Here is a 24,160-nt window from a genome sequence, read left to right on the forward strand (position 1 = left end):
TGCCGGCGCAGCCGGCTCAGCCGGCGTGCACCCCGGCGGGGGCGTCGCCGGCGAGCTCGGTGTGCTTGACGCTGAGCAGCGCCCAGATCAGCAGCGACGCCGTCCAGATCATGAAGGCGCCCACCAGGAAGGCGTGCGTGGCGCCCTCGGAGAACGAGGCGAAGTAGACCTGGCCCTGCAGGGCGTCGGGGTTCACGCCGGCGAGGTCCGGGCCGAGCTGCTGCACCGCGGCGCCGACCGAGGCGATCTTCTCCGAGGTGAAGTGCGCCGCGACGGTGGAGAGGCTGGCCAGGCCGAGCGCGCCGCCGACCTGCTGCATGGTGTTGAGCACGCCGGAGCCGATGCCGGAGTCCTCGGTGCGCACGCCGTGCACGGCCACCAGCGTCATCGGGACGAAGGTGAGGCCCATGCCCAGCGCCATGACGACGATGAACGGCGCGATGTCGGTCCAGTAGTTCACCGAGGCGCCGAGGTCGCCGCCCTTCGCGGCCGCGACGACCGCCGCGGCCGAGGTCTCGGCCTGGAGGCGGGAGAACATCAGCAGCGAGAAGCCGGCCAGGAGCGTGCCGGTGCCGGCCAGGAAGCGCGGGTCGACGCGGGCGATGAGCTTCGAGGACGCCGTGGCGCCGAAGACCATGCCGACCGCGAACGGCAGGAACGCGAAGCCGGTGCGCAGCGGGCTGTAGCCCATGACGTTCTGCACGAACTGCGAGAGGAAGAAGAACATCGCGAACATCGCGGCGGGCGTGATCATCATGGCCAGGAAGGCGACGCCGCGCTGCCGGCTGGCGAAGATCCGCAGCGGCATGATCGGCGAGGCGATGCGGGTCTCGACCAGCACGAAGATCGCCAGCAGGATCACGCCGGCGGCGATGAACGTCAGCGCCATCGGGTCCGACCAGCCGTAGGTCGCGCCGCTGCCGTCGGTGGTGCCGGTGCGGGTGATGCCGTAGACCAGGGCGAGCAGGCCGCCCGTGCCGAGGATCGCGCCGGGCACGTCGAGCCGGCCGGCGTGGTGGTCGGTGTCGGGCAGCGCCCGCGGGGCGAGCAGGGCGGCGCCGAGGCCGATCGGCACGTTGATCAGGAAGGTCAGACGCCAGCCCCAGCTGGGGTCGAGGTCGGTGAGCCAGCCGCCGAGCACCAGGCCGATGGCGGCGCCGAGACCGGACATCGCGGCGAAGACCGAGAAGGCGCGGTTGCGCTGCGGGCCGGCCGGGAAGGTCGTGGTGATCAGCGCGAGCGCGGTGGGGGAGGCCAGCGCCGCGCCCACGCCCTGCAGGCCCCGCGAGCCCAGCAGCATGGCCTCGTTCTGCGCCAGGCCGCCGAGCGCGGAGGCCACGGCGAACAGGGCGACGCCGATCATGAACACGCGGCGGCGTCCGTACAGGTCGCCGAGGCGTCCGCCGAGCAGGAGCAGGCCGCCGAAGGCCAGCGCGTAGCCGGTGACGATCCACGACAGGTTGGTGCCCTGGATGTCGAGGTCGCGGCCGATGAACGGCAGCGCGATGTTGGCGATGGTGGAGTCGAGCACGACCATCAGCTGCGCGGAGCAGATGAGGATCAGCGCGAGCGCCGGGTGCACGTGGGACGAGGGGGCGGCCTCGCCCCCGCCCGCGACCGGCGCGGGCTTCGTCAGGTCGGTCATGGGTGGGTCTCCTCGAGGTGGGGCGCGGTCGGGGCGTGGCCGGCGACGGGCAGGACGATCTGGTCGATGACGCGCTCGACGAGGTCGGGCGCGGGGACGTCGCCGAGCACCAGGACGCGGTGCAGGACGATGCCGGGCAGGGCGGGGGCGAGCAGGTCGAGGTCGACGTCCTCGGCGATCTCGCCGCGGTCGCGGGCCCGCTCGAAGATGGCGCGGGTGGCGGCCACCTTGGGACCGATCACGCGGCTGCGGAACTCCCGCGCGAGGTCGGCGTCACGGTGCAGCGCCGTGACGACGCTGGCGAAGATGGACATCTGCTCGGTCGTCAGCGTGCCGCCGAGGCCGCAGAAGGCGGCGACGAGGTCGGTGCGCAGGCATCCGGTGTCGGGAGCCGGCGGCTGCTGGCCCTTGTGGTGCACGAGGGCGTCGACGACGAGGTCGCCCTTGCCCTCCCAGCGGCGGTAGAGCGTCGCCTTCGACGCCTTGGCGGCGGTCGCGACGGCGTCCATCGTCAGCCGGTCGTACCCGACGTCGGCGAGCACCGCCAGGGTCGCGGCGAAGACCTCCTGCTCGCGCTCGCCCTCGATCCGCGGACGAGGGGTGGCCTCGTCGGCGTCGTGACGGGTGCGGGTGGGCGTCATGCCGGGCTCCGGTGCGTCGTGGTCGGGAGTGAAACGAAACCGTTTCGTTTCACCCGAACCGTACGCCGGCTCAGGGCATTCCCGCATCCGGGATCTGTGGGGTGACGTGGGTCACATTCGGGGCCGTCTCCTGTCGGTTTCCCCGGTCGACCGGGGAAACCGATGGATGACAGGCGAAACTTCGCCCGTCATCCATCGGCTTCGCCCGTCCTGAGGGACGCGAGGGACCAGTGGGACGGGCCGTGCTGAGCCGAGCCGAGCCGGCCTCGGAGAGAGGCCTCAGCCGTCGAGCAGCGCGAGGGAGGCGTCGCGGGCGAAGGCGTTCCAGGCCGGGATGCGGCGCAGCATGTAGTGGCCGACGCGGCCCATGTCGGTGAACTCCGCGGACGCCGCGACCCGCTCGGCGCGCTCCACCAGGGCGCGGGTCTGGCGGGCGGAGGTGATCTTGTCGCTGCGACCGTGCGCGGCCCGCAGGTGCCGGTCGTTCAGGGCGCCGACGGGGGAGGACGGCGGCCACCAGGGCGCGAGCCCGACGACGCCGCGCACGACCGGGTCGTCGGCCACGTGGATCGCGGTGCGTCCGCCCATCGAGTGGCCGAGCAGCACGACCGGCACGTCGCCGTGGGCGCGGCCGATCTGCTCGAGCGCCCAGCGGGCGTCCTCGATCGCGCTGACGCCGTTCTCGTTCCAGCCGCGCACCCGGTAGCGCAGCAGCCAGGTGCCGATGCGCTGCTCGTGCGCGGCGGGCGTGATCGCCCGCTGGATCGCGCCCATCCGTCGCCACGAGGCGCTGCGCCCGTCGACGACCTCCTCGGAGTGCTCCGTGCCGCCGTGCAGGAGCAGGACGACCCCGCGCACCGCGCCGCGCTGGTGCCGGCCGGCGGGATCGCGACGGGTCAGGGACGGCATCGGACGCGTCGTCTGCACAAGGCTCACCACATCATCGTTTCGGAGCCGGCGCCTCGACCGGTTGGGGCTCACCCCTCCGGTCCCAAGATCTGAGACCTATGATCTGTCCAACTGGTGTCGTTGATCGGGGATCCCAATGCAAGCTGGCTCCGTTATCGGCCCTTGGACCGTCGAGCGCGTTGTTGCCTCTCGCTCCATGAGCGACGTTGGTATTGCGAGAAATCGCCGCGGTTTCGTGGTGATCCTGAAAATCCCGCGGGCCCACCCGTCGACGCGTTCGGCGCAATGGTTGCAGCGAGAGGCAGAGGCTCTGCGGAGAGTTCACCACCACGCGCTCCCGCGATACCAAGGCGCCGATTTCGAATCCTCCCCTCCTTGGCTCGCGATGGAATTTGTCGGCGATGTTACTCTTCAGGAGTTTGTCCAGCAAAACGGTCCACTGCAATCTCGTGAGTGCGCCGAGCGCCTTTTGCACATAGCAAATGCCCTAGTTGCTCTGCACAATGCGTCGCCTCCAGTGATCCATCGTGACATCACTCCGGACAACGTCATGGTCACTCACGGCGGTGCCGTACTGATTGATCTTGGCATTGCGATCATCGGAGCAAAGTCCGAGTTCACCGACGCAGTCTACGGGAAGAACGCATATCTGACCCCTGAGCAGGTAACGGGTGGATCCGACCCGGGCTGGCCCATCGATATCTGGCAGTTTGGGGCGACTGCGGTCTGGGCTCTCACGCGGCATCCGGCTTTTCGTGGGACTCCCGAGCAGTCAATGAGGGCTATTCTTAACGGTCAGCCTGATCTTGCTGGTCTGCCTGCCAGTTGGGAGCCGATTGTCCGCCAGTGCTTCGCAAAGCAGCCCGCGTCGAGGCCGACGGCGATCGAGTTAGTAAAGGCACTGGAGACGCTGGTGGCCGATGAGCAACTTGTAGATGCGGTGCCCGACGCCGCCCGCGAGGAGCACCGCGTCCTGGCCGAGGAGATCGAGGACGCGCGCTGGCGCTACTACGTCCTCGACGACCCCACCCTCGACGACGCCGACTTCGACCGTCGGCTGCGGCGGCTCGAGGCGCTGGAGGAGGAGTTCCCCGAGCTGCGCACCCCCGACTCGCCGACGCAGAAGGTGGGGGGCGCGGTCTCCACCGAGTTCACCCCGGTGGCGCACCTGCAGCGCATGGAGAGCCTCGACAACGCCTTCTCCGCCGACGAGCTCGCGGCCTGGCACGCCCGCCTGGCCCGCGACGGCGTCGAGAGCCCCGCGCTCCTGTGCGAGCTCAAGGTCGACGGCCTGGCGATCAACCTGCTCTACGAGGACGGCCGGCTGGTCCGTGCGCTCACCCGCGGCGACGGCACGACCGGCGAGGACGTCACCCCGAACGTCCGCACCATCGACGGCATCCCGCACCGGCTCACGGGCACCGACGCCCACCCCGTCCCGCGACTGGTCGAGGTGCGCGGCGAGGTCTTCCTGCCGGTCGCCGCCTTCGAGCGGCTCAACGAGCAGATGGTCGAGGCCGGGCGTCCCATGTTCGCCAACCCGCGCAACGCGGCGGCGGGCTCGCTGCGCCAGAAGGACCCGCGCGTCACGGCGTCGCGCGCGCTGGCGATGGTCTGTCACGGCATCGGCGCGCGCGAGGGGTTCGAGCCGGTCAGCCAGTCGCAGGGCTACGAGGCGCTCGCCGACTGGGGCCTCCCGGTCAGCGAGCGCGTGCGGGTGCTGCCCGACCTCGCGGCCGTGCAGGGCTTCATCGAGCACTACGGCGAGCACCGGCACGACGTCGAGCACGAGATCGACGGGGTCGTGGTGAAGGTCGACGACGTCGCGCTCCAGCGCCGGCTCGGCTCCACCAGCCGGGCGCCGCGGTGGGCGATCGCCTTCAAGTACCCGCCCGAGGAGGTCAACACCCTGCTGAAAGACATCCGGGTCAACGTCGGGCGCACCGGCCGGGTGACGCCCTTCGGCGTCATGGAGCCGACCCGGGTGGCCGGCTCCACGGTCGAGAACGCCACGCTGCACAACGCCCACGAGGTGCGGCGCAAGGACGTCCGCCCCGGCGACACCGTCATCCTGCGCAAGGCCGGCGACGTCATCCCCGAGATCCTCGGCCCGGTGCTCGCGCTGCGCCCCGAGGGCCTGCCGGAGTGGGTCATGCCCACCGAGTGCCCCGCCTGCGGCACGACGCTGGTCGAGCAGAAGGAGGGCGACAAGGACCTCCGCTGCCCCAACCACCGGCTGTGCCCGGCCCAGGTGCGCGAGCGGGTCTTCCACGTGGCCGGCCGCGGTGCCTTCGACATCGAGGGCCTGGGCTACGAGGCCGCCGTCGAGCTGCTCGAGCACGGCGTCATCGCCGACGAGGGCGACGTGTTCGACCTCGACGCCGAGCGCCTGCTGCGCACCGACCTGTTCACCCGGGCGCCCAAGCGGGGCGAGGAGGGCCGCCAGCTCACCGCCAACGGGCTCAAGCTGCTGGAGAACCTGGGCACGGCCAAGGGCGTGCCGTTGTGGCGCGTGCTCGTCGGCCTCTCCATCCGCCACGTCGGGCCGACTGCGGCGCGGGCGCTGGCCACCGAGTTCGGCTCGATGGACGCCATCCGCGCCGCCAGCCCCGAGGCCCTCGCCGCGGCCGAGGGCGTCGGCCCCACCATCGCCGAGGCGGTGCTCGAGTGGTTCGCCGTCGACTGGCACGCCGCGATCGTCGACCGCTGGGCCGCGGCGGGCGTCACCATGGCCGACGAGCGGGACGAGTCCCTGCCGCGCACCCTCGAGGGCCTCACCGTGGTGGTCACCGGCTCGCTGGTCGGCTTCAGCCGCGACTCCGCCAAGGAGGCGATCCTGGCCCGCGGCGGCAAGGCCGCGGGCTCGGTCTCCAAGAAGACCGACTTCGTCGTGATCGGCGAGAACGCCGGCTCCAAGGCCGAGAAGGCCGAGCAGCTCGGCGTCCCGATCCTCGACGAGGCGGGGTTCGTCAGCCTGCTCGAGAGTGGCCCGCCCGCACCCGACGAGGCGGGCGAGGCGGGTGAGGCGGACGAGTCGGCCGGGGCCGACGAGCCCTCCGCCAGCCCGGGCTGAGCGCCGCCTACTCGTTCACCAGCACCGGCACGCCGACGGCGGCCGAGGCCACCTTCGCGCGGTAGGAGGCCGGCGCGGCGATGCGGAACCGCTCGAGCTCCGAGGGCGGGCCGTCGTCCTGGTGGGTCGACTCGTCGAGGTGGTGGGTGAACCGGCCCACGCCGAGCAGGCGGCCGGAGCGGTCGTAGAAGGCGGCCTGCACCTGCAGCTCGAGCAGGTCGCTGACGTCGCTGGTGACGTCCAGCCCGCCGGTGACGACGCCGTCGGCGAGGCGCAGCCGCTGCCAGGCGAACCGGTCGTCGAAGGGGCCGGCGATCCGGCCGACCCCGCCGGGGGTCGACGGGGCCGCGTCGGCGGTGCCCGGCAGCACGGGATCGCCGGTCGCGGCCGCGAGCCCGGGGAAGGCGGTGACGGCGGCGTCGGGCGCGGTGACGGCGTCGGCCGGCGGCTTCGAGGGCGAGGCGGACGAGGTGGGCGCGGCCTCGGCGGCCGCAGGGGAGACGCCCGGGGAGGAGGCGTCGTCGGCGCGCACGGCGTCGGTCACGAGATACGCGCCGACGCCGAGAACGACGGCGGCGAGGCCGACGCCGAGCGGACGGAGCAGGGCGCGGGGGCGGGGAGCGGGCTCGGGCGTGCGGGTCGGCACGGGAGGACCTCCGGGTCGAAGGGCGGGTGTGCCGCCGGGGCGGCCGGCCGTCGGGCCGACCGCCCCGGACGGATCGGGCTGGTCGTGCTGGCCCCGCGCAGGCGGGGCCGGGCTCACTTCGTGGTGAGGTAGAGCGCCTGCGCCATCACCGTGTGCAGGAAGGTGTTGTCGACGCTGCCGGCGACCTTGCTCGAGGTCGGTCCGAAGGCGAACAGCGGGACGTCGGCGCCGGTGTGGTTGCCCGACAGGTAGGTCAGCCACAGGCTGGCGTCGGCGGTGCCGTCCTGGACGCCAGCGGCGTCGTCCGGGGTGCGGAACGTGGCCGGGCCGAAGTTGTTGACGTCCGAGGCGCCGGGGGCGTTGGCGAAGCCGGTCGAGCGGGTGTCGCTCTTCTTGCCGCTGGACGCCCGGGCCGGGCTGGAGCTGTTGGCCGGGTTGCCGGAGTCGACGTTGGCCGGCGGCGCCGAGGCCTCGGCGTTGGTGTAGGTGCCCTTCTCGATGATGTTGAAGCCGGCGCACTCGTGGTCGGCGGTGACGATCACCAGGGTGTGCTTGTCCTTCTTCGCGAAGTCGAGCGCGACCTTCACCGCGTCGTCGAACGCCTTGGTCTCCTGCAGCGTCTGCGCGGCGTCGTTGGCGTGCGAGCGCTTGTCGATCAGCGCGCCCTCGACCTGCAGGTAGAAGCCCTTGCTCGAGCTCGGCGAGGTCTTCAGCAGGTCGATCGCCTTCTGGGTCATCTCGGGCAGCGACGGCTCCTTGGCCTGGTCGCTGGCCGGGTTGTCGGCCTTGTACTTCTCGACCGTCAGGTTGCCCTTGTTGAACAGGCCGAAGACGCGCTTGCCGGTGGCGGACGCGAGGTCGGTCTCGGTGGCGACGGTCTGGGTGGCCGGCGAGCCGAGCACGGTGTAGCCGTTGCCCTTGAGCGCGGCCTCGTCGTCGGCGTCGAAGCGGCCGAGGCCGCCGCCGAGGATGACGTCCGCGGTCTTGTTGCGGGCGATCTGGTCGGCGATCGGGGTGACCCGGACGTCCGTGGTCGGCAGGGCGGTGCCGGTGATGGCGAGGTCCTGGCAGGCGGCGTCGGAGTAGGTCGGGCCCTGGCAGCCGCGGGCGAGCGCGTGGCTCATCTGGCCGGCCGGGGTGGCGTCGGTGATCTCGGCGGTGGAGACGTTGCCGGTGCGGTAGCCCGACTTCTTCGCCTGCTCCATCAGCGTCGGGACGACGTTGCCCTTGGCGTCGACGCCGAGGGCGGCGTTGTAGGTCTTCACGCCCGAGGACCACGCGGTGGCGGCGGAGGCGGAGTCGGTGACGGCGTTGGGCGCGAAGTCGGCGGCGCCGGGCTGGCCCGAGTTCTTCTGCACCGAGTAGGTCGAGACCTGGCCGACGACCGGCAGGGTCTCCATGTTCAGGTGGCCCTCGAGGCCGTAGTACCGCTCGCGGGCGGCGGTGACGTGGGTGCGGCCCATGCCGTCGCCCAGCAGGTAGATGACGTTCTTGACGGCCGGGCGCGGCGTCGTCTTCGGCTTGGCGGCCTGCTGGCCGGCGGCCGTGGCCGGCGCGCTGAAGGTGGCGGCGGCGGTGCCGGCGGAGGTCGCCAGGACCAGGACCGCGGCGGCGGCCGCGGTGCGGGACCGCGACGAACGCAGGGAGGAGCGCATGCTGCTTCCTTTCGAGGGGGCTCGTGGAGGCACGGCGAGGTGCAGGCGCGAACCGCCCTCCCCGCAGTGCACCTCGAACCTAGGAAGCGCTCCGCCCCCGCTGGGAGGCCCGTGGACGACCTGCGTCGGACGAGCAGGTGAACACTCGGGGATCCGGGAACTCCGCAGCCGGGGGACGCCTCGGCCACCGGCTGGGCGACGTCCGGCCGGCCCTCCCTAGGATGAGCGCCATGCCTGAGATCACCCGAGCCGAGGTGGCCCACCTGGCCACGCTCGCGCGGATCGACCTGTCCGACGCCGAGCTCGACCACCTCGCGCCGCAGCTGTCGGTGATCCTCGAGTCGGTCGCCTCGATCAGCGGCGTGGCCGGCGACGACGTCGCCCCCACGTCCCACCCGCTGCCGCTGGTCAACGTCTTCCGCGACGACGTCGTGCGCCCGAGCCTGACGCCCGAGCAGGCGCTGTCGGGCGCCCCGGCGTCCGAGGAGCAGCGCTTCATGGTCCCGCGGATCCTCGGGGACGAGCAGTGAGCGCCCCGCTGATCCGCCGCTCGGCGGCCGAGCTCGCCGACGCGCTGGCCTCGGGGGAGACCACCTCGGTCGCCCTGACCCAGGCCCACCTCGACCGCATCGCCGAGGTCGACGGCCCCGTCCACGCCTTCCTCCACGTCGACGCCGAGGGCGCCCTCGCCGCCGCGGAGGCCTCGGACGCCCGACGCGCCGCCGGCAGCCCGGCGTCCGCGCTCGACGGCGTGCCGATCGCGGTCAAGGACGTCCTGGCCACCGAGGGGCTGCCGACGACCTGCGGCTCGCGGATCCTGGAGGGCTGGATCCCACCGTACGACGCCACGGTGGTGGCCCGGCTCAAGGCCGCGGGCCTTCCGATCCTCGGCAAGACCAACATGGACGAGTTCGCGATGGGCTCCTCCACCGAGCACTCGGCCTACGGCCCCACCCGCAACCCCTGGGACCTCGAGCGCATCCCCGGCGGCTCCGGCGGCGGCTCGGCCGCGGCGCTGGCCGCCTTCGAGGCGCCGCTAGCGCTCGGCACCGACACCGGCGGCTCGATCCGTCAGCCCGGCGCGGTCACCGGCACCGTCGGCGTGAAGCCCACCTACGGCGCCGTCTCGCGCTACGGCCTCGTCGCCATGGCCAACAGCCTCGACCAGGTCGGTCCGGTCACCCGCACGGTGCTGGACGCTGCGCTGCTCCAGGAGCTCGTCGGCGGTCACGATCCGCTCGACTCCACCTCGATCGCCGACCCGCTGCCCTCGCTCGTCGACGCCGCCCGGCAGGGCGCCGGCGGCGATCTGGCCGGCCTGCGCGTCGGCGTCATCCGCGAGCTGTCCGGCGAGGGCTACCAGGACGGCGTGCTCGCGCGGTTCCAGCACGGCGTCGACCTGCTCGTCGCCGCCGGCGCGGAGGTCGTCGAGGTGTCGTGCCCGAGCTTCGTGCACGCCCTGGCCACCTACTACCTGATCATGCCGTGCGAGGTCTCCAGCAACCTCGCCAAGTTCGACGCCATGCGCTACGGCCTGCGCGTCCAGCCCGAGGGCATCGCCTCGCCGAGCGCCGAGGAGGTCATGCGGGCCAGCCGCGACGCCGGCTTCGGCGACGAGGTCAAGCGCCGCATCGTCCTCGGCACCTATGCGCTGTCCAGCGGCTACTACGACGCGTACTACGGCACCGCCCAGCGCGTCCGCACCCTGATCAAGGGCGACTTCGACGCCGCCTTCGGCCAGGTCGACGTGCTGGTGAGCCCGACGTCGCCGACCACCGCCTTCAAGCTGGGCGAGAAGCTCGACGACCCGCTGGCGATGTACCTCAACGACCTCGCCACCATCCCGGCGAACCTGGCCGGCGTCCCCGGCCTGTCGCTGCCGGCCGGCCTGGCCGACGACACCGGGCTGCCCGTCGGCTTCCAGGTGCTCGCCCCGGTGATGGCCGACGACCGCGTCTACCGCGTCGGCGCCGCCCTCGAGGCCGCGCTGGAGTCCGAGTGGGGCGGGCCGCTGCTGGCCCAGGCCCCGGCCCTGGAAGGAGCCGCCCGATGAGCGCGACCGCCGAGACCCTGCTGCCCTTCGACGACGTGCTCGCGGCCTTCGACCCCGCGCTGGGCCTGGAGGTGCACGTCGAGCTCAACACCGCCACCAAGATGTTCTGCGGCTGCTCGACCGTCTTCGGCGGCGAGCCGAACACCCAGGTGTGCCCGACCTGCCTCGGCCTGCCCGGCGCCATGCCGGTGGTCAACGGCAAGGCCGTGGAGTCGGCGATCCGCATCGGCCTGGCGCTGAACTGCCGGATCGCCGAGTGGTGCCGGTTCGCCCGGAAGAACTACTTCTACCCGGACATGCCGAAGAACTTCCAGACCTCCCAGTACGACGAGCCGATCTGCTTCGACGGCTGGATGGACGTCGAGGTCGACGGCGAGACGTTCCGCGTCGAGATCGAGCGGGCGCACATGGAGGAGGACACCGGCAAGTCCACCCACGTCGGCGGCGCCACCGGCCGCATCCACGGCGCCGACTACTCCCTGGTCGACTACAACCGCGCCGGCATCCCCCTGATCGAGATCGTCACCAAGCCGATCGTCGGCGCCGGGGAGCGGGCCCCCGAGGTGGCGCGCGCCTACGTCCAGCAGCTCCGCGAGCTGATCGTCGCGCTCGGCGTCTCCGAGGCCCGCATGGACCAGGGCAACCTGCGCGCGGACGTCAACCTCTCGCTCGCGCCGAAGGGCAGCGACGTGCTCGGCACCCGCACCGAGACCAAGAACGTCAACTCGTTCCGGTCCGTCGAGCGGGCCGTCCGCTTCGAGATGCAGCGGCACGCCGCGATCCTGCAGGGCGGCGGCTCGATCCTGCAGGAGACGCGGCACTGGCACGAGGACACCGGCATCACCACGTCGGGCCGGGAGAAGTCCGACGCCGAGGACTACCGGTACTTCCCCGAGCCCGACCTCGTGCCCGTCGCGCCGTCGCCGGAGTGGGTCGAGGAGCTGCGCGGCACGCTGCCCGAGAACCCGACCCAGCGCCGGGCGCGGCTGCAGGCCGAGTGGGGCTTCAGCGACCTGGAGATGCGCGACACCGTGGGCGCCGGCGCGCTCGGGCTGGTCGAGGAGACGATCGCCGCGGGCGCCTCGCCGCAGGCCGCCCGCAAGTGGTGGCTCTCCGACCTCGCACGCCGGGCCAACGACACCGGCGTCGAGATCGGCGAGCTCGGCGTCAGCCCCGCGCAGGTCGCGGCCGTCCAGGCGCTCGTCGACGCGGGCTCGCTCAACGACAAGCTGGCCCGTCAGGTCTTCGACGGCCTCGTCGCCGGCGAGGGCACGCCCGAGGAGATCGTCGCGGCCCGCGGCCTGGCGATCGTCTCCGACGACGGCGCGCTCACCGCGGCCGTCGACGCCGCCATCGCCGCCAACCCCGACGTCGCCGCGAAGATCCGCGACGGCAAGGTCGCCGCCGCCGGCGCCCTCATCGGCGCGGTGATGAAGGAGATGCGCGGCCAGGCCGACGCCGGCCGCGTCCGCGAGCTGATCCTGGAGCGGCTGGCCTGACCCGTCCTCCGGACCGCCGCGTCTCGCCGTCCCGGACCGATGGGGCGGCGGGGCGGTCGCGGGCGTAGAGTCCGGACCACACATCCATCCATGCCGTCCGTGACGAGGGGAAGCCGGTCGAAGTCCGGCGCTGACCCGCAACCGTAGGCCGTCTCCACGACGGCGAGCCGGAATGCCTCCCACGGGCGTTGTGATCCCACGCTGTCGAGGAAAGCAGCGGGCGGTCCCACCGGCTCCCGGTGCGTCCTGTCCGCTGCGTGCAGCGGAAAGGAACCCCTCATGACCGCCACCCGTCGTCGCCTTGCGACGATCGCCACCGCCGCCGTCGCGACGATCGCCACCGGAGCCGGCCTCGCGCTGGTGCCCGGCACCGCGGACGCCGGCGTCAGCGCATCCGCCGCGGCGCGCGCCCAGGCCGACGCCGGCACCTGGCTGGCCCGCCAGATCAACGGCCGCGGCGTCGTCTACAACGCCCAGTACCAGTTCGACGACCTCAGCACGACCGTCGACGTCGCGTCCTACCTGCGCACCACCGACCGCTTCGCCGGCACCATCGCCCGGGCCGACGCGGCGCTCGCGAAGGGCGTCGACGCCTACACGACCTTCGACGGCACGGTCTACGGCGGCGCCACCGCCAAGCTCACCGCCTACGTCGCGCGGAGCCGTCAGGACGCCACCGACTTCGGCGGCGTCGACCTGAAGCAGCGGCTCGAGGCGGCGATCGCCACCGAGGCGCCCCTGAACGGCCGCCTCCAGGACAGCGCCGGTCCCGACTACAGCAACACGATCGGGCAGGCCTTCGCCGTCGAGGCGCTGGCTCGGCTGCGCTCCGGGCGGGCCGCCGACGCGATCGGCTACCTGGTGCGCCAGCAGTGCAGCACCGGCGCGTTCCGCGTCTACTTCAGCGCCAAGACCGCCGAGCAGCAGCGCTGCGTCACCGGCGCGGAGGGCAGCGAGCCCAGCATCGACGCCACCGCGTTCGCCGTCCTCGCGCTCAAGGCCGCCCGCACCGCCAGCAACGCCGACACCATCGACCCGGTGCTCAGCCAGGCGCGCCGCTACCTGGTCGACCACCAGTTCTCCTCCGGCGCGTTCACCGACGGCGGCGGCCTGGGCGTCAACACCAACTCCACCGGGCTCGCGGGCACCGCGCTCGCCGCGCTGAAGGCCTGCGGTCCGGCCGCGGACGCCGCGCGCTGGGTGCTCGGACGCCAGGTCAAGCGCGACGCCTCGGGCCCGTTGGGCACGCAGGTCGGCGCGATCGCCTACGACCCCGCGGCCTTCAAGGCCGGCCAGGCCGACGGCATCACCACGGAGACGCGCGGCCAGTGGCGCCTGGCGAGCGCGCAGGCCGCGTCCTCGCTGGACTACCTGCTCGTCTCCGCCTGCCGCGCGTGACGCACGCACGGCTGCCGCGGCTCCTCGCCGCGGTCGTGACGGCGGCCGGCCTGCTCGGGCCGGCCGCCGTGGTGGCGTCCGCGCGACCGGCCTCGGCGGCGACGTGCTCCGACGCCGGCGGCATCAGCGTGGTCGTCGAGGCCAACGAGCTCGGCTCGACGAGCACCGCCTGCGTGGCGGCCTCGGGCTCGACCTCGGCCACGGCGCTGTTCGCCGCGGCCGGCCACCAGCTCACCTACGCCCAGCAGGACCCGGGCTTCGTCTGCCGGGTCGACGCCGCCCCGGCGAGCGATCCGTGCCGCGAGGCCTCGCCGGCCTCGGCCTACTGGAGCCTGTGGTGGAGCGACGGCACCAGGGGCACCTGGGTCTACAGCACGCTCGGCGTCCGCTCGCTGAAGGTGCCGGCCGGCGGGTCGCTGGCGTTCGTGTGGGACCAGCGCTCCGGCACCGTGCGCCCGTCCACGGCCGCCCCGGTGCAGGCCGCGAAGCCCGCCGCCTCGCCGACGCCCACGCGCGGCTCGGGCGGCTCGGGCGGCTCGGCCACGTCCGGCTCGTCCGGGTCGGGCTCGGCCACGTCGGGCTCGTCCGGGTCGGGGGGCTCGCGTCCCTCGACGTCCAACGGTTCGGCCGCGGGTGCCTCCGGCTCCGGCGGCACCGGCTCGACGCCGGGGTCGCGTCCCGGCCGCGCCGCGGCCACGGCCCCGCCGGGCGCGTCGGCGTCCGCGTCGCGCCCCGCGACGGCGTCCCCGTCGGCGCGGCCGAGCGAGGGCGCGCCGAGCAGCCCCGGCAGTCCCGGCAGCCCCGCGGGTGCGACCCCCGGGAGCCCGGACGCCACCATCACCGCCGTGCCCACCGAGGAGCAGGCCGACGCCGCCAGCAGCGTCGGCGGCGACGACGCGTCCGGCGGCCTGCCGGTGTGGATCGCCCCCGTCCTGCTCGTCGTCGCCGCCCTCGTCGGCGGCGTCGTCACCCTGCGCCGCCGAGCGGGAGCCGGACGATGAGCGCGCCGCGGCTGGCCCGTGACCTCCACCCCGCCGCCTGGTGGGCGTGGGCGATCGGGCTGGCCGCGGCCGCCTCCTTCACCACCAACCCCGTCGCCCTGCTGCTCCTCGTCGCGGCCGCCTGGATGGTCGTGCTCGCACGTCGCTCCGACCAGCCGTGGAGCCGGTCGTTCCGCGTCTACCTGGCGCTCGGCGCCACGATCGTCGTCCTCCGGGTCGCCTTCCGGCTCGTCCTGGGCGGCGGCTACCCCGGCCACGTGCTGCTCGACCTGCCCACCGTGCCGCTGCCGAGCATCGCCGCCGGCATCACCGTGCTCGGCCCGATCACCCGCGAGGCGCTGCTCTCCGGCCTCTACGACGGGCTGCGGCTCGGCACCATCGTGGTGTGCATCGGCGCGGCCAACGCGCTGGCCAACCCCAAGCGCCTGCTCCGCTCGGTGCCGCCCGCGCTCTACGAGATCGGCACAGCCCTCGTCGTCGCGGTGACGATCTTCCCGCAGCTGGCCGACAGCGTCCGCCGGGTGCGCGCCGCGCAGAGCCTCCGTGCCGGTGCCGAGACCCGGCTCGGCCGGCTGCGCCGCTTCCTGGTCCCCGTGCTCGAGGACGCCCTGGACCGCTCGCTGGCGCTCGCCGCGGGCATGGACGTCCGCGGCTACGGCCGGGCCGGCGAGCGCACCCCCGCGGAGCGCCGACGCACCGGCGCCCTCCTGCTGCTCGGCCTGATGGGCCTGACGCTGGGCGTCTACACCTCGCTGGACGCCACGAGCCCCGCCTGGGCGTCCCGGCCGCTGCTGCTGCTCGGCGTGCTGCTCGCCGCCGGCGGCCTGGTGAGCGCCGGCCGCTCGGTGCAGCGCACCCGCTACCGCCCCGACCCGTGGGGCTGGCCGGAGACCGCCGTCGCGCTCAGCGGCGTCGGCGCCGGCTGGATCATGCGCGAGGTGAGCCTGCACGACGTGCCGCTGGCCTACCCGGCCCTCGACGTCGTCCCGACCGTGAGCCTGGCCATGCTCGTCGCGGTCGCCCTGGTCCTCGGCGGCGGACTGGTCAGTCCGCCCGCCCGACGCGCGGAGGTGAGCGCATGATCGAGCTGCGCGGAGTCACGGTGGGCTACGACGAGCACGCGGTGCTCGACGGCGTCGACCTCACGATCGGCGAGGGCGAGCTGGTGCTGGTCGCCGGTCCGACCGGCGTCGGCAAGTCGACGCTCCTGGGCGTCGTCACCGGACTGGTGCCGCGCTTCTCCGGCGGCGTCCTCCACGGCGACCTGCTGCTCGACGGCACCTCGATCGTCCGCACCCCGCCTCGCGACCGCGCCCACCTGATCGGCCACGTCGGCCAGGACCCCGCCCGCGGCTTCGTCACCGACACCGTCGAGGAGGAGCTCGCCTACGGCATGGAGCAGGTCGGGCTGCCGGCCGCCACGATGCGCCGCCGGGTCGAGGAGACCCTCGACCTGCTCGGCATCGCCGACCTGCGCTCCCGCGATCTGCGCACGCTCTCGGGCGGTCAGCAGCAGCGGGTCGCGATCGGCTCGGTGCTCACCATGCACCCGCGGCTGCTCGTCCTCGACGAGCCCACCTCGGCGCTCGACCCGACGGCCGCGGAGGAGGTGCTGGCGACGCTGACCCGGCTCGTGCACGACCTCGGGCTCTCCGTGCTCCTGGCCGAGCACCGGCTCGAGCGGGTCGTGCCGTTCGCCGACGTCATGTGCCTGCTCGACGGCTCCGGCGGCGTGCGGGTCGGGGAGCCGGCCGAGCTGCTGCTGGACTCGCCGGTCGCACCGCCCCTCGTCGAGCTCGGCCGCGCGGCGGGCTGGCGGCCGCTGCCGCTGAGCGTGCGCGACGCGCGGCGTCGGCTGCGGAGCCTGCCCGACGGGTGGGACGACGAGGCGCCGGGAGCCCCGGCCGTCTCGGTCGCGCCGGTCGCGCCGGTGCTCGAGGCCCGCGACGTCACGGTGGCGCACGGCCAGGCCGTCGCGCTGCGCGCCGTCGACCTCGCCCTGACGTCGGGCCGCGTCACCGCGCTCATGGGACGCAACGGCGCGGGCAAGTCGACGCTGCTGTGGACCCTCCAGGGCACCCGCGAGCGGCGCAGCGGGCGCCTGCGCGCCGACGGCGTCGACCCGGCCCGGCTCGAGCCCGGCCAGCGACGCCACCACGTCGGCCTGCTGCCGCAGACCGCCGCCGACCTGCTGTACCTCGAGAGCGTCGCCGAGGAGTGCGCGGCCGGCGACGCCGGCACGGGGGAGTGCCGCGCGCTGCTCGAGCGGCTCGTCCCCGGCATCCCGGGCGACGCCCACCCGCGCGACCTCTCCGAGGGCCAGCGGCTGGCGCTGGCGCTCGCGCTCGTGCTCGTCGCCCGCCCGCCCGTCCTGCTGCTCGACGAGCCGACGCGCGGCCTCGACTACGCCGCCAAGCACGCCCTGGCGCAGATCCTGCGCGACCTCGCCGACGACGGCCGCGCGGTGCTCGTGGCCACCCACGACGTCGAGTTCGTCGCCCAGTGCGCCGACGACGTCGTCGTCCTCGCCGAGGGCGAGGTCGTCTCGACCGGGCCGACCCGTCGGGTCGTCGCGGAGTCGCCGGCCTTCGCGCCGCAGGTCATGAAGGTGCTCGGCCCGCCGTGGCTGCGGGTCGACGAGGTGCTCGCCGCGATCCCCGCGTGGCGGTCGGCATGAGCCTCGCCCAGCGCACGCCGCCGACTCGGGAGGCCCGCGCCGTCCCGATCTCGCGTCGTTCGGCGGCGACCCTCGCGCTCGCCTCGCTCGCCGGCCTGCTGATGTTCGTCTGGCCGCTGGTGCTGCAGGTGGCGCCCACCGAGTCGGGGCAGCCCGAGCTCCAGCCGCCGTTCCTCTTCCTGCTGCTGCTGCCCGTGGTGGTGCTGGTCGTGCTGGCCGAGGTCAGCGAGGGCGGCCTGGACCCTCGGGTGCTGGCGATCCTCGGCGTGCTGAGCGCGATCAACGCGCTGGTGCGCGCGATCTCCCCGGGCCTCGCCGGCGTCGAGCTGGTCTTCTTCCTGCTCGTGCTCTCGGGCCGCGTCTTCGGGCCGGGCTTCGGGTTCGTGCTCGGCGCCACGTCGCTCTTCGCCTCCGCGCTGCTGACCGCCGGCGTCGGGCCGTGGCTGCCGTACCAGATGCTCTGCTCGGCCTGGGTCGGCATGGGCGCCGGCCTGCTGCCGCGCGCCCGGGGGCGGGCCGAGATCGCCCTCCTCGCGGGCTACGCGGTGGTCTCGGCGTACCTCTTCGGCGCGCTGATGAACCTGTGGAACTGGCCGTTCGCCCTGGGCATCCAGGTGCCCGGCCATGCGAGCTCGCTGGCGTTCGTGCCGGGGGACCCGCTGCTGGAGAACCTCCACCGGTTCGCGCTCTACACCCTGCTGACCTCGACCGGCGGCTGGGACACCATGCGCGCGATCTCGAACGCCGTCGCCATCGTCGTCGTCGGCCCCGCCGTGCTCGTCACCCTGCGCCGCGCGAGCCGGCGCGCCCTGGTCGTCGGGGTGGTCGCGACGCCGGAGGACGACGTCCAGCGCTGACCCGCAGGGTCCGCCGCGTCCGCCCGGGCGCTCCCGGGAGCCTCAGCCGACGGTGCTGAGGAAGTCGAGCAGCAGGTCGTGGACGATCTCGGGCTGCTCCATCGCGATGAAGTGCGTGCCGTCGAGCTCGGTGAAGCTCGCGCCCTGGATGCGTGCGGCGGCGCTGGCCATGTCGCGCGAGCCGGCCAGGATGTCCCACTTGCCGGCCACGAAGGCGACCGGCACGCGGATGTTGCGCAGCGAGACGCGGGCGTGCTCGGAGGTGCGCAGCGCGAGGTGGAAGTACCAGCCCAGGGGGGTGGTGAGGAACTCCGAGACCGCGACGGCCGCGAGGTCGGGGTCGGGCACCGGCAGCATGAAGCCGCTGTGCGAGACCAGCCGGACGGCGCGCTCGCCGATCGGCAGCCGCGAGGCCACGGGGCTGAGCGCGGGACCGACCAGGCGCAGGAGCCGGGTGGCGTTGACGGTCAGCGCGCGGGCCACCGGGTGCGGCAGGTGCAGCGGGCCGAGCATCGTCGCGAAGGTGTCGCCCGGCACGCCCGCCACGGCGAAGACGCCCGCGACCCGCTCGGGGTGCCGGAACGCGAGCTCGAAGGCGGTGTTGACCCCCATCGACCAGCCCATGAGCACGGGCCGCTCGAGCCCGAAGTGGTCCATGACCGACAGGCCGTCCTCGACGAACTCCTCGATGCCGCAGCGACGCGGGTCGGCCGGACGGTCGGAGCCGCCGACGCCGCGGTGGAACCACGAGACCACCCGCACCGAGCAGTCGGGCTCGAGCAGCGCGGGCCACGTCCAGGGGTTGGTGCCGAGCCCGTTGCACAGCAGGACGGTGGGGCCCGTCTTGGTGCCGTCGGGGTCGTTGGTCCACGCGCGCAGCCGCGTGCCGTCGTCGGACAGCACGGAGTGGAAGCTGAGCGAGGCGTTGCTGGCGGTGCGCGCCGCGGAGGTCCGCATGGGCCGATTCTGCCTGCCGCGCCGGACGGGTCGGCCCGACTGTCCAGGGAGCGGGGTCACGCCCGCGAGCGCAGGTAGTCCTCGACGTCCTCGCGCTCGGCCCGCAGGCGGGCGAGCCGCCCGGTGGCCGCCTCCGCGTTGCGGCGCGCGATCGTCTGCGACTCCACCGCCCAGCGCTCGGCGGCGCGACGGGCGGTGCGGACGACCTGCGCGGCGGTGCCGAGCAGTGGGGCCACGGGGGACGGGGGGAAGGACATGTCGTGCTCCGAGAGGGTCGGACGGGCGGGGGTCCGGGGGAGGTGCGCGTCCAGCCTAGCCGTGCGCGGCGCGGGGTCGTCGGGCTCAGGCCGCCGGCGGCGGGACCTCGACGGCGCTCGCGGCCGGTGCGTCCGCCGGCGGCGCCGCGGCCCGCGTGGCGCCGGCGCTGGCCACCACCACGCACGCGATCGCCAGGCACTGGACGACCCCGAGCCGCTCGTGCACGAGCAGCAGGCCGGCCAGCGCCGCGGCCGCCGGCTCCAGGCTCATCAGGACGCCGACGACGGCCGGCGTCAGGGAGCGCAGCGCGATGAGCTCCAGCGAGTACGGCACCACCGAGCTCAGCACGCCGACGGCGGCTCCCAGCAGCAGCACGTGGGTCGAGGTCAGCGCCGCGGTGCCGGTGGCGAGCATCGCCGGCGTGAGCGCGAGCACCGCGACGCCGCTGGCCACGACCAGCCCGTCGAGGCCCTCCCAGTGCCGCCCGGTGCGGGCGCTGAGGAGCAGGTAGGCCGCCCAGGCGGCGCCCGCGAGCAGCGCGAAGGCGACGCCGGACCAGCTCAGGCCCCGCCCGTCCAGACCGAGCAGGGCCACGCCGAGGCCCGCCAGCGCCACCCACACCAGGTCGCGTGCGCGGCGCGATCCGAGCACCGCGAGGAGCAGGGGCCCGGTGAACTCGATCGTCACCGCGACGCCGAGCGGGATGCGCAGGAAGGACTGGTAGATGGACCAGTTCATGGTCGCGAGCGAGAGCCCGAAGCCGGCGGCGACCAGCCAGTCGGCGCGACTGCGGCCGCGGAGCCGGGGCCGCACGACCGCCAGCAGCACCAGCAGCGACGTCGTCAGCCGCAGCCAGACCAGGCCGGTCGGCGAGACCTCGTCGAAGAGCCCCTTGGCGACCGCGGCGCCCCCCTGCACCGAGACGATGCCGACGAGCACCAGGAGCACCGGCGAGCCGAGCACCCGGCCGATCCCCGGGCCAGTCCCCGGGCCAGTCCCCGGGCGCCGGCGGGGCGCACGGGAGCGGGCGGACGGCGGCACCGGCCCACCGTAGGCGGACCGGGCGTCGATACGCGCGGCAGGGCGTCGGAGCGCGCGACTACGCTGCGGCCATGAGCGACGCGCCCGACTCCACGCACTCCGAGCACGACGTCCAGCCCGACCTCAAGCCCCGCTCGCGCGACGTCACCGACGGTCTCGAGCGCGCGGCGTCCCGCGGCATGCTGCGCGCCGTCGGCATGGGCGACGAGGACTGGGACAAGCCGCAGATCGGCGTCGCGTCGAGCTGGAACGAGATCACCCCCTGCAACCTCTCCCTCGACCGCCTCGCGAAGGCCGTCAAGAACGGCGTGCACGCCGCCGGCGGCTACCCGCTCGAGTTCGGCACCATCTCGGTCTCCGACGGCATCTCGATGGGCCACGAGGGCATGCACTTCTCGCTGGTCTCCCGCGAGGTCATCGCCGACTCCGTCGAGGTCGTCATGAACGCCGAGCGGCTCGACGGCTCGGTGCTGCTGGCCGGCTGCGACAAGTCGCTGCCCGGCATGCTGATGGCCGCCGCCCGCCTCGACCTCGCCAGCGTCTTCCTCTACGCCGGCTCGATCATGCCCGGCAACGTCGACGGGCGCGACGTCACGATCATCGACGCCTTCGAGGCCGTCGGCGCCTGCCTGGCCGGCAAGATCAGCCGCGAGGAGGTCGACAAGATCGAGCGCGCGATCTGTCCCGGCGAGGGCGCCTGCGGCGGCATGTACACCGCCAACACCATGGCCTCGGTCGGCGAGGCGCTCGGCATGTCCCTGCCCGGCTCGGCCGCGCCGCCGGCCGTCGACCGCCGCCGCGACCGGTTCGCCCACCAGTCCGGCGAGGCCGTCGTCGGCATGCTCCGCCAGGGCATCACGGCCCGCCAGATCATGACGATGGAGGCCTTCGAGAACGCCATCACGGTCGTCATGGCGCTCGGCGGCTCGACCAACGCGATCCTGCACCTGCTGGCCATCGCCCGCGAGGCCGGCGTCCCGCTGACCATCGACGACTTCAACCGCGTCGGCGACAAGGTGCCTCACCTGGGCGACCTCAAGCCGTTCGGCAAGTACGTCATGAACGACGTCGACAAGATCGGCGGCATCCCCGTCGTCATGAAGGCGCTGCTGGACGCCGGGCTGCTGCACGGCGACTGCCTCACCGTCACGGGCCGGACGATGGCCGAGAACCTCGAGGCGCTCGCGCCGCCGGCCGTCGACGACGACGTCATCCGCAGCCTCAGCCGCCCGATCCACCGCACCGGCGGCATCACGATCCTCAAGGGCTCGCTGGCCCCCGAGGGCGCCGTGGTCAAGAGCGCCGGCTTCGACGAGACCGTCTTCCGCGGCACCGCGCGGGTCTTCGACGGCGAGCGCGCCGCCATGGACGCCCTCGCCGAGGGCCGGATCGTGGCCGGCGACGTCGTCGTCATCCGCTACGAGGGCCCCAAGGGCGGCCCGGGCATGCGCGAGATGCTCGCGATCACCGGCGCGATCAAGGGCGCGGGCCTCGGCAAGGACGTCCTGCTCCTCACCGACGGCCGGTTCTCCGGCGGCACCACGGGCCTGTGCGTGGGCCACGTGGCGCCCGAGGCCGTCGACGGCGGGCCGATCGCCTTCGTCGCCGACGGCGACCCGATCACCCTCGACGTCACGAACCGCAGCCTCGAGGTCGAGATCGACGACGACGAGCTCGCCCGCCGCCAGGAGGGCTGGGAGCCGCTGCCGCCGAAGTACACCTCGGGCGTGCTCGGCAAGTACGCGCGGCTGGTGTCGTCGGCCGCGCACGGCGCCGTCACCGGCTGAGGTCGGCCACCGGCCGGCCCGTAGGGTCGGCCGGGTGAGCCACCCGAGCATCTCCTCGTCCTGGGACCTCCTCTTCTCCTGGCTGCTGATCGGCGTCGAGCGCGCCGAGCGTCGCTTCGCGGCCGCGCAGACGCCGTCGGGCGGCCCGGCCGTCGCGGTGTTCAGCGACGAGGCGCTCGCGACCGCCGCGATGAGCCCCGACGTCTTCGACCTGCAGGTCGTCACCGCCCGCGACCTGCTCTCGATGATGCCCGCCGACGTCGCGATCGTCGTCGACCCCGGATCCGAGCACGCGCTGCTGGTCGAGCCCGACCAGGTCGCCGAGCTGCAGGCGCTCACCGCGCCGTTCCCCGAGGGACGCCGGGCCGAGCTGGCGCGGTGGCCCGACCTCCCGGCGCACGTCGGCCGCTCCGTGGCCGCGGGCGTCGCGGGCGTGGCCGGCTCGGGCCGGGTCTGGGCGTTGAGCTACACCATCGACGACAGCCCGCGGCTGGGCTGCGTGGTCTTCGAGGCCGAGGGCGAGGAGGCGCGCGAGGCGATCGGCGAGGCCATCGTCGAGGCCCTGGCCGCTGCCGAGCAGGAGCAGGCCGTCGACGGGCTCCAGGTCGCGACCGTCAACATCGTCCCGCTCGCCGACCTGCCCGACGAGCTCGTCGCCGCGCTGCCGGACGACGCGCTGCTGCGGGTCTGAGGTCGTCCCGCCATGGCCGCGCCCGCCTTCGCCACCCCGGGGAGCTCCTCCACTCCTGGGTGCTCGTGGCGGTGAGCCAGGAGGACGGGACCTCCGCCGGGGACCGTCCCGGCGGCGCAGTCCACGGTGCCCCGACGAGCCGGCTGCGGCGCGGCAGGGTGCGGCCGTGACCGAGTCCTTTCTCGCCCGCATCGGCGAGCACCTGCGTGACCAGGGACGTCGGGTCGACCACCGGGGCACGAGCGCTCACGGCGACCCGCCGACCTACCTCCTCGACGGGGCGCTCGACCGCGCGGAGATCGAGGGCCGGTTCGATCTCGGTCCGCTGGCGCGGTGGAGCATGCTGCCGACCCGCGGATGGTGCCTCACCGATCTCGCCACCTGGACCTGGTTCGAGGGCACGGCGACGGGCGGAGCGTGGCTGCCCGGCTCGGTCGACCGCTCGGGGGAACGCGTCCGGCTCGGCTGGCCGAGCCAGGAGCCGAGGCTCGTGCGTGAGCGGCTAGTGCCCACGCTGGAGCAGCAGCTCGCGGTGCTCGCGGGCCGGTTGGACGGGGCCCGGCTGGTGGCCGAGCTGGGCGGCCAGTCGGCCTGGGGCGTCATCACCCCGCGGGAGGGCGTCCCCACGGCACGCCTGCGCGCCTCGCTCGCCGAGCTGCTGAGCGCGATCGGGGACGGGACCGGGCGTCCCGAGGACCTTCCTGCCTGGCTCGGCGACGCGAGGGTCGGTGACCGCGACCAGGCCTGGTGGGACGGCTGGGTCGCCCGAGCCGGCGAGCCCGTGGAACCGAGCGAGCGGAGCCTGCTCCGGGCCGAGGCGCACTGGACGCGGGACCACCTGCTCCAGGCGCTCGCGCCGGGCGAGCGCACCTGGTGGGTCGCGCAGGCCGTCGACGTGCCGGACGGTCTGGCGTTGCGCGTCGTGACCGCGACGAGCCACGTCAGCAGCTCGCTCGCCTGGCCGCTGCACCGGGCAGGAGCCGTGGACTGTCGCCGTGACGTCCTCCCGGAGGGCGTCCTCGGCGTGCCCGCCCGCTGGGTGTCCGCCGCCGATCCCGGGCCGGACGGCCTCCTCGTCGCCGAGGCCCACCGGCTGCTCGGCCTGCCCGACCGGCTCCCGTTCGTCCTCGACCGCTCCGGCTTCTGGCAGCACGCGGTCGATCATCCGCTCACACTCGACGCCGGCAGCACCCCGGCGCCGGGCATCGGGGTCTCGCCCCGCGCGGCCGGAGGCCTCTACGTCGACGGCAGCGAGATCGTCGGCACGGCCGTGCCGCGTGCCCCACGGCCGAGCGGTGGGCGTCGACGATGGTGGTGGCGTCGATGAAAGCGGCCGAGTACCCCCCGGTGCCCGACCGGACGGCCATGGGCT

At 74.1% G+C, this 24,160-nt stretch carries 20 protein-coding genes and 1 riboswitch; of the genes, 12 read left to right on the top strand and 8 right to left on the bottom strand.

Annotated features, from left to right (window positions below; translation table 11 throughout):
* Positions 1-16: 16 nt before the first annotated feature.
* The 3 genes from K8Z61_RS00990 to K8Z61_RS01000 all read right to left on the bottom strand — a co-directional run bounded on the left by K8Z61_RS00990 (position 17) and on the right by K8Z61_RS01000 (position 3,222).
* Positions 17-1,645, bottom strand: coding sequence for an MFS transporter (locus K8Z61_RS00990; RefSeq protein ID WP_224126208.1), 1,629 nt, complete (start codon positions 1,643-1,645; stop codon positions 17-19).
* Positions 1,642-2,286: a TetR-like C-terminal domain-containing protein gene (locus tag K8Z61_RS00995; RefSeq protein ID WP_224126209.1), complete on the bottom strand. Its 645-nt coding sequence runs from the start codon at positions 2,284-2,286 to the stop codon at positions 1,642-1,644. The genes K8Z61_RS00990 and K8Z61_RS00995 overlap by 4 nt, the downstream gene beginning before the upstream one ends.
* 279 nt (positions 2,287-2,565) lie before the next feature.
* Positions 2,566-3,222 carry an alpha/beta hydrolase gene (locus K8Z61_RS01000; protein ID WP_224126210.1) on the bottom strand — a complete coding sequence of 219 codons (657 nt, stop codon included), beginning with the start codon at positions 3,220-3,222 and terminating at the stop codon, positions 2,566-2,568.
* A 169-nt stretch (positions 3,223-3,391) separates the two neighbouring features.
* Between K8Z61_RS01000 and ligA the strand changes: the two genes are divergently transcribed.
* Positions 3,392-6,268, top strand: coding sequence for an NAD-dependent DNA ligase LigA (ligA, locus tag K8Z61_RS01010; protein ID WP_374227894.1), 2,877 nt, complete (start codon positions 3,392-3,394; stop codon positions 6,266-6,268).
* Between the two features lie 7 nt (positions 6,269-6,275).
* On the opposite strand, the gene K8Z61_RS01015 is transcribed toward ligA, so the two are convergent.
* Positions 6,276-6,914, bottom strand: coding sequence for a hypothetical protein (locus K8Z61_RS01015; RefSeq protein WP_224126211.1), 639 nt, complete (start codon positions 6,912-6,914; stop codon positions 6,276-6,278).
* A 113-nt stretch (positions 6,915-7,027) separates the two neighbouring features.
* Positions 7,028-8,569, bottom strand: coding sequence for an alkaline phosphatase (locus K8Z61_RS01020; RefSeq protein WP_224126212.1), 1,542 nt, complete (start codon positions 8,567-8,569; stop codon positions 7,028-7,030).
* 230 nt (positions 8,570-8,799) lie between these two features.
* Here K8Z61_RS01020 and gatC point away from each other — a divergent pair, with 230 nt between their 5' ends.
* The 8 genes from gatC (at position 8,800) to K8Z61_RS01060 (ending at position 18,054) form a co-directional block, all read left to right on the top strand.
* On the top strand, positions 8,800-9,099 hold the full coding sequence (gene gatC, locus K8Z61_RS01025) for an Asp-tRNA(Asn)/Glu-tRNA(Gln) amidotransferase subunit GatC (RefSeq protein ID WP_224126213.1): 300 nt from the start codon (positions 8,800-8,802) through the stop codon (positions 9,097-9,099).
* Positions 9,096-10,622 carry an Asp-tRNA(Asn)/Glu-tRNA(Gln) amidotransferase subunit GatA gene (gene gatA, locus K8Z61_RS01030; RefSeq protein ID WP_224126214.1) on the top strand — a complete coding sequence of 509 codons (1,527 nt, stop codon included), beginning with the start codon at positions 9,096-9,098 and terminating at the stop codon, positions 10,620-10,622. Before gatC ends, gatA begins: the two co-directional genes overlap by 4 nt.
* A complete protein-coding gene (gatB, locus tag K8Z61_RS01035; RefSeq protein ID WP_224126215.1) occupies positions 10,619-12,121 on the top strand; it encodes an Asp-tRNA(Asn)/Glu-tRNA(Gln) amidotransferase subunit GatB in 1,503 nt (500 codons plus the stop codon). The genes gatA and gatB overlap by 4 nt, the downstream gene beginning before the upstream one ends.
* Positions 12,122-12,228: 107 nt before the next feature.
* A riboswitch (cobalamin riboswitch) is annotated at positions 12,229-12,298 on the top strand.
* Between the two features lie 102 nt (positions 12,299-12,400).
* Complete coding sequence (locus K8Z61_RS01040) at positions 12,401-13,519, top strand: prenyltransferase/squalene oxidase repeat-containing protein (protein ID WP_224126216.1); 1,119 nt, start codon at positions 12,401-12,403, stop codon at positions 13,517-13,519.
* A complete protein-coding gene (locus K8Z61_RS01045; RefSeq protein ID WP_224126217.1) occupies positions 13,516-14,520 on the top strand; it encodes a hypothetical protein in 1,005 nt (334 codons plus the stop codon). Before K8Z61_RS01040 ends, K8Z61_RS01045 begins: the two co-directional genes overlap by 4 nt.
* Complete coding sequence (locus K8Z61_RS01050) at positions 14,517-15,602, top strand: energy-coupling factor transporter transmembrane component T (protein ID WP_224126218.1); 1,086 nt, start codon at positions 14,517-14,519, stop codon at positions 15,600-15,602. Before K8Z61_RS01045 ends, K8Z61_RS01050 begins: the two co-directional genes overlap by 4 nt.
* Positions 15,599-17,197, top strand: a complete 1,599-nt coding sequence (locus K8Z61_RS01055) for an ABC transporter ATP-binding protein (RefSeq protein ID WP_224126219.1) — start codon at positions 15,599-15,601, stop codon at positions 17,195-17,197. The genes K8Z61_RS01050 and K8Z61_RS01055 overlap by 4 nt, the downstream gene beginning before the upstream one ends.
* Entirely contained in the window at positions 17,194-18,054 is an 861-nt protein-coding gene (locus K8Z61_RS01060) for an ECF transporter S component (RefSeq protein ID WP_224126220.1), read from the top strand. Before K8Z61_RS01055 ends, K8Z61_RS01060 begins: the two co-directional genes overlap by 4 nt.
* Positions 18,055-18,096: 42 nt before the next feature.
* Here K8Z61_RS01060 and K8Z61_RS01065 read toward each other — a convergent pair whose 3' ends face one another.
* The 3 genes from K8Z61_RS01065 to K8Z61_RS01075 all read right to left on the bottom strand — a co-directional run bounded on the left by K8Z61_RS01065 (position 18,097) and on the right by K8Z61_RS01075 (position 20,232).
* Positions 18,097-19,011, bottom strand: a complete 915-nt coding sequence (locus tag K8Z61_RS01065; protein ID WP_224126221.1) for an alpha/beta fold hydrolase — start codon at positions 19,009-19,011, stop codon at positions 18,097-18,099.
* A 56-nt stretch (positions 19,012-19,067) separates the two neighbouring features.
* A complete protein-coding gene (locus tag K8Z61_RS01070; RefSeq protein WP_224126222.1) occupies positions 19,068-19,268 on the bottom strand; it encodes a hypothetical protein in 201 nt (66 codons plus the stop codon).
* A gap of 85 nt (positions 19,269-19,353) precedes the next feature.
* The gene (locus K8Z61_RS01075) at positions 19,354-20,232 is read right to left on the bottom strand and encodes a DMT family transporter (RefSeq protein WP_224126223.1); all 879 of its coding nucleotides are present in this window, start codon (positions 20,230-20,232) and stop codon (positions 19,354-19,356) included.
* 149 nt (positions 20,233-20,381) lie between these two features.
* On the opposite strand from K8Z61_RS01075, the gene ilvD reads away from it, so the two are divergent.
* The 3 genes from ilvD to K8Z61_RS01090 all read left to right on the top strand — a co-directional run bounded on the left by ilvD (position 20,382) and on the right by K8Z61_RS01090 (position 24,115).
* Positions 20,382-22,097, top strand: coding sequence for a dihydroxy-acid dehydratase (ilvD, locus tag K8Z61_RS01080; RefSeq protein ID WP_224126224.1), 1,716 nt, complete (start codon positions 20,382-20,384; stop codon positions 22,095-22,097).
* 34 nt (positions 22,098-22,131) lie between these two features.
* Positions 22,132-22,788 carry an SseB family protein gene (locus tag K8Z61_RS01085; protein WP_224126225.1) on the top strand — a complete coding sequence of 219 codons (657 nt, stop codon included), beginning with the start codon at positions 22,132-22,134 and terminating at the stop codon, positions 22,786-22,788.
* A gap of 166 nt (positions 22,789-22,954) precedes the next feature.
* Positions 22,955-24,115 (top strand): hypothetical protein, encoded by a 1,161-nt coding sequence (locus K8Z61_RS01090; protein ID WP_224126226.1) that lies wholly within the window; start codon positions 22,955-22,957, stop codon positions 24,113-24,115.
* Positions 24,116-24,160 lie beyond the last annotated feature (45 nt).

Source organism: Nocardioides sp. TRM66260-LWL, from assembly GCF_020075545.1.
Classification (GTDB): Bacteria; Actinomycetota; Actinomycetes; order Propionibacteriales; family Nocardioidaceae; genus Nocardioides.

What these genes read in the sequence shown, in the direction of transcription:
- gatC (WP_224126213.1), top strand. Translation starts at nt 8,800, where the DNA reads ATGCCTGAGATCACCCGAGCCGAGGTGGCCCACCTGGCCACGCTCGCG.
- K8Z61_RS01050 (WP_224126218.1), top strand. Translation starts at nt 14,517, where the DNA reads ATGAGCGCGCCGCGGCTGGCCCGTGACCTCCACCCCGCCGCCTGGTGG.
- gatB (WP_224126215.1), top strand. Translation starts at nt 10,619, where the DNA reads ATGAGCGCGACCGCCGAGACCCTGCTGCCCTTCGACGACGTGCTCGCG.
- K8Z61_RS00995 (WP_224126209.1), bottom strand. Translation starts at nt 2,286, where the DNA reads ATGACGCCCACCCGCACCCGTCACGACGCCGACGAGGCCACCCCTCGT.
- K8Z61_RS01055 (WP_224126219.1), top strand. Translation starts at nt 15,599, where the DNA reads ATGATCGAGCTGCGCGGAGTCACGGTGGGCTACGACGAGCACGCGGTG.
- K8Z61_RS00990 (WP_224126208.1), bottom strand. Translation starts at nt 1,645, where the DNA reads ATGACCGACCTGACGAAGCCCGCGCCGGTCGCGGGCGGGGGCGAGGCC.
- K8Z61_RS01020 (WP_224126212.1), bottom strand. Translation starts at nt 8,569, where the DNA reads ATGCGCTCCTCCCTGCGTTCGTCGCGGTCCCGCACCGCGGCCGCCGCC.
- ligA (WP_374227894.1), top strand. Translation starts at nt 3,392, where the DNA reads ATGAGCGACGTTGGTATTGCGAGAAATCGCCGCGGTTTCGTGGTGATC.
- K8Z61_RS01060 (WP_224126220.1), top strand. Translation starts at nt 17,194, where the DNA reads ATGAGCCTCGCCCAGCGCACGCCGCCGACTCGGGAGGCCCGCGCCGTC.
- K8Z61_RS01070 (WP_224126222.1), bottom strand. Translation starts at nt 19,268, where the DNA reads ATGTCCTTCCCCCCGTCCCCCGTGGCCCCACTGCTCGGCACCGCCGCG.
- K8Z61_RS01040 (WP_224126216.1), top strand. Translation starts at nt 12,401, where the DNA reads ATGACCGCCACCCGTCGTCGCCTTGCGACGATCGCCACCGCCGCCGTC.
- K8Z61_RS01065 (WP_224126221.1), bottom strand. Translation starts at nt 19,011, where the DNA reads ATGCGGACCTCCGCGGCGCGCACCGCCAGCAACGCCTCGCTCAGCTTC.
- ilvD (WP_224126224.1), top strand. Translation starts at nt 20,382, where the DNA reads ATGAGCGACGCGCCCGACTCCACGCACTCCGAGCACGACGTCCAGCCC.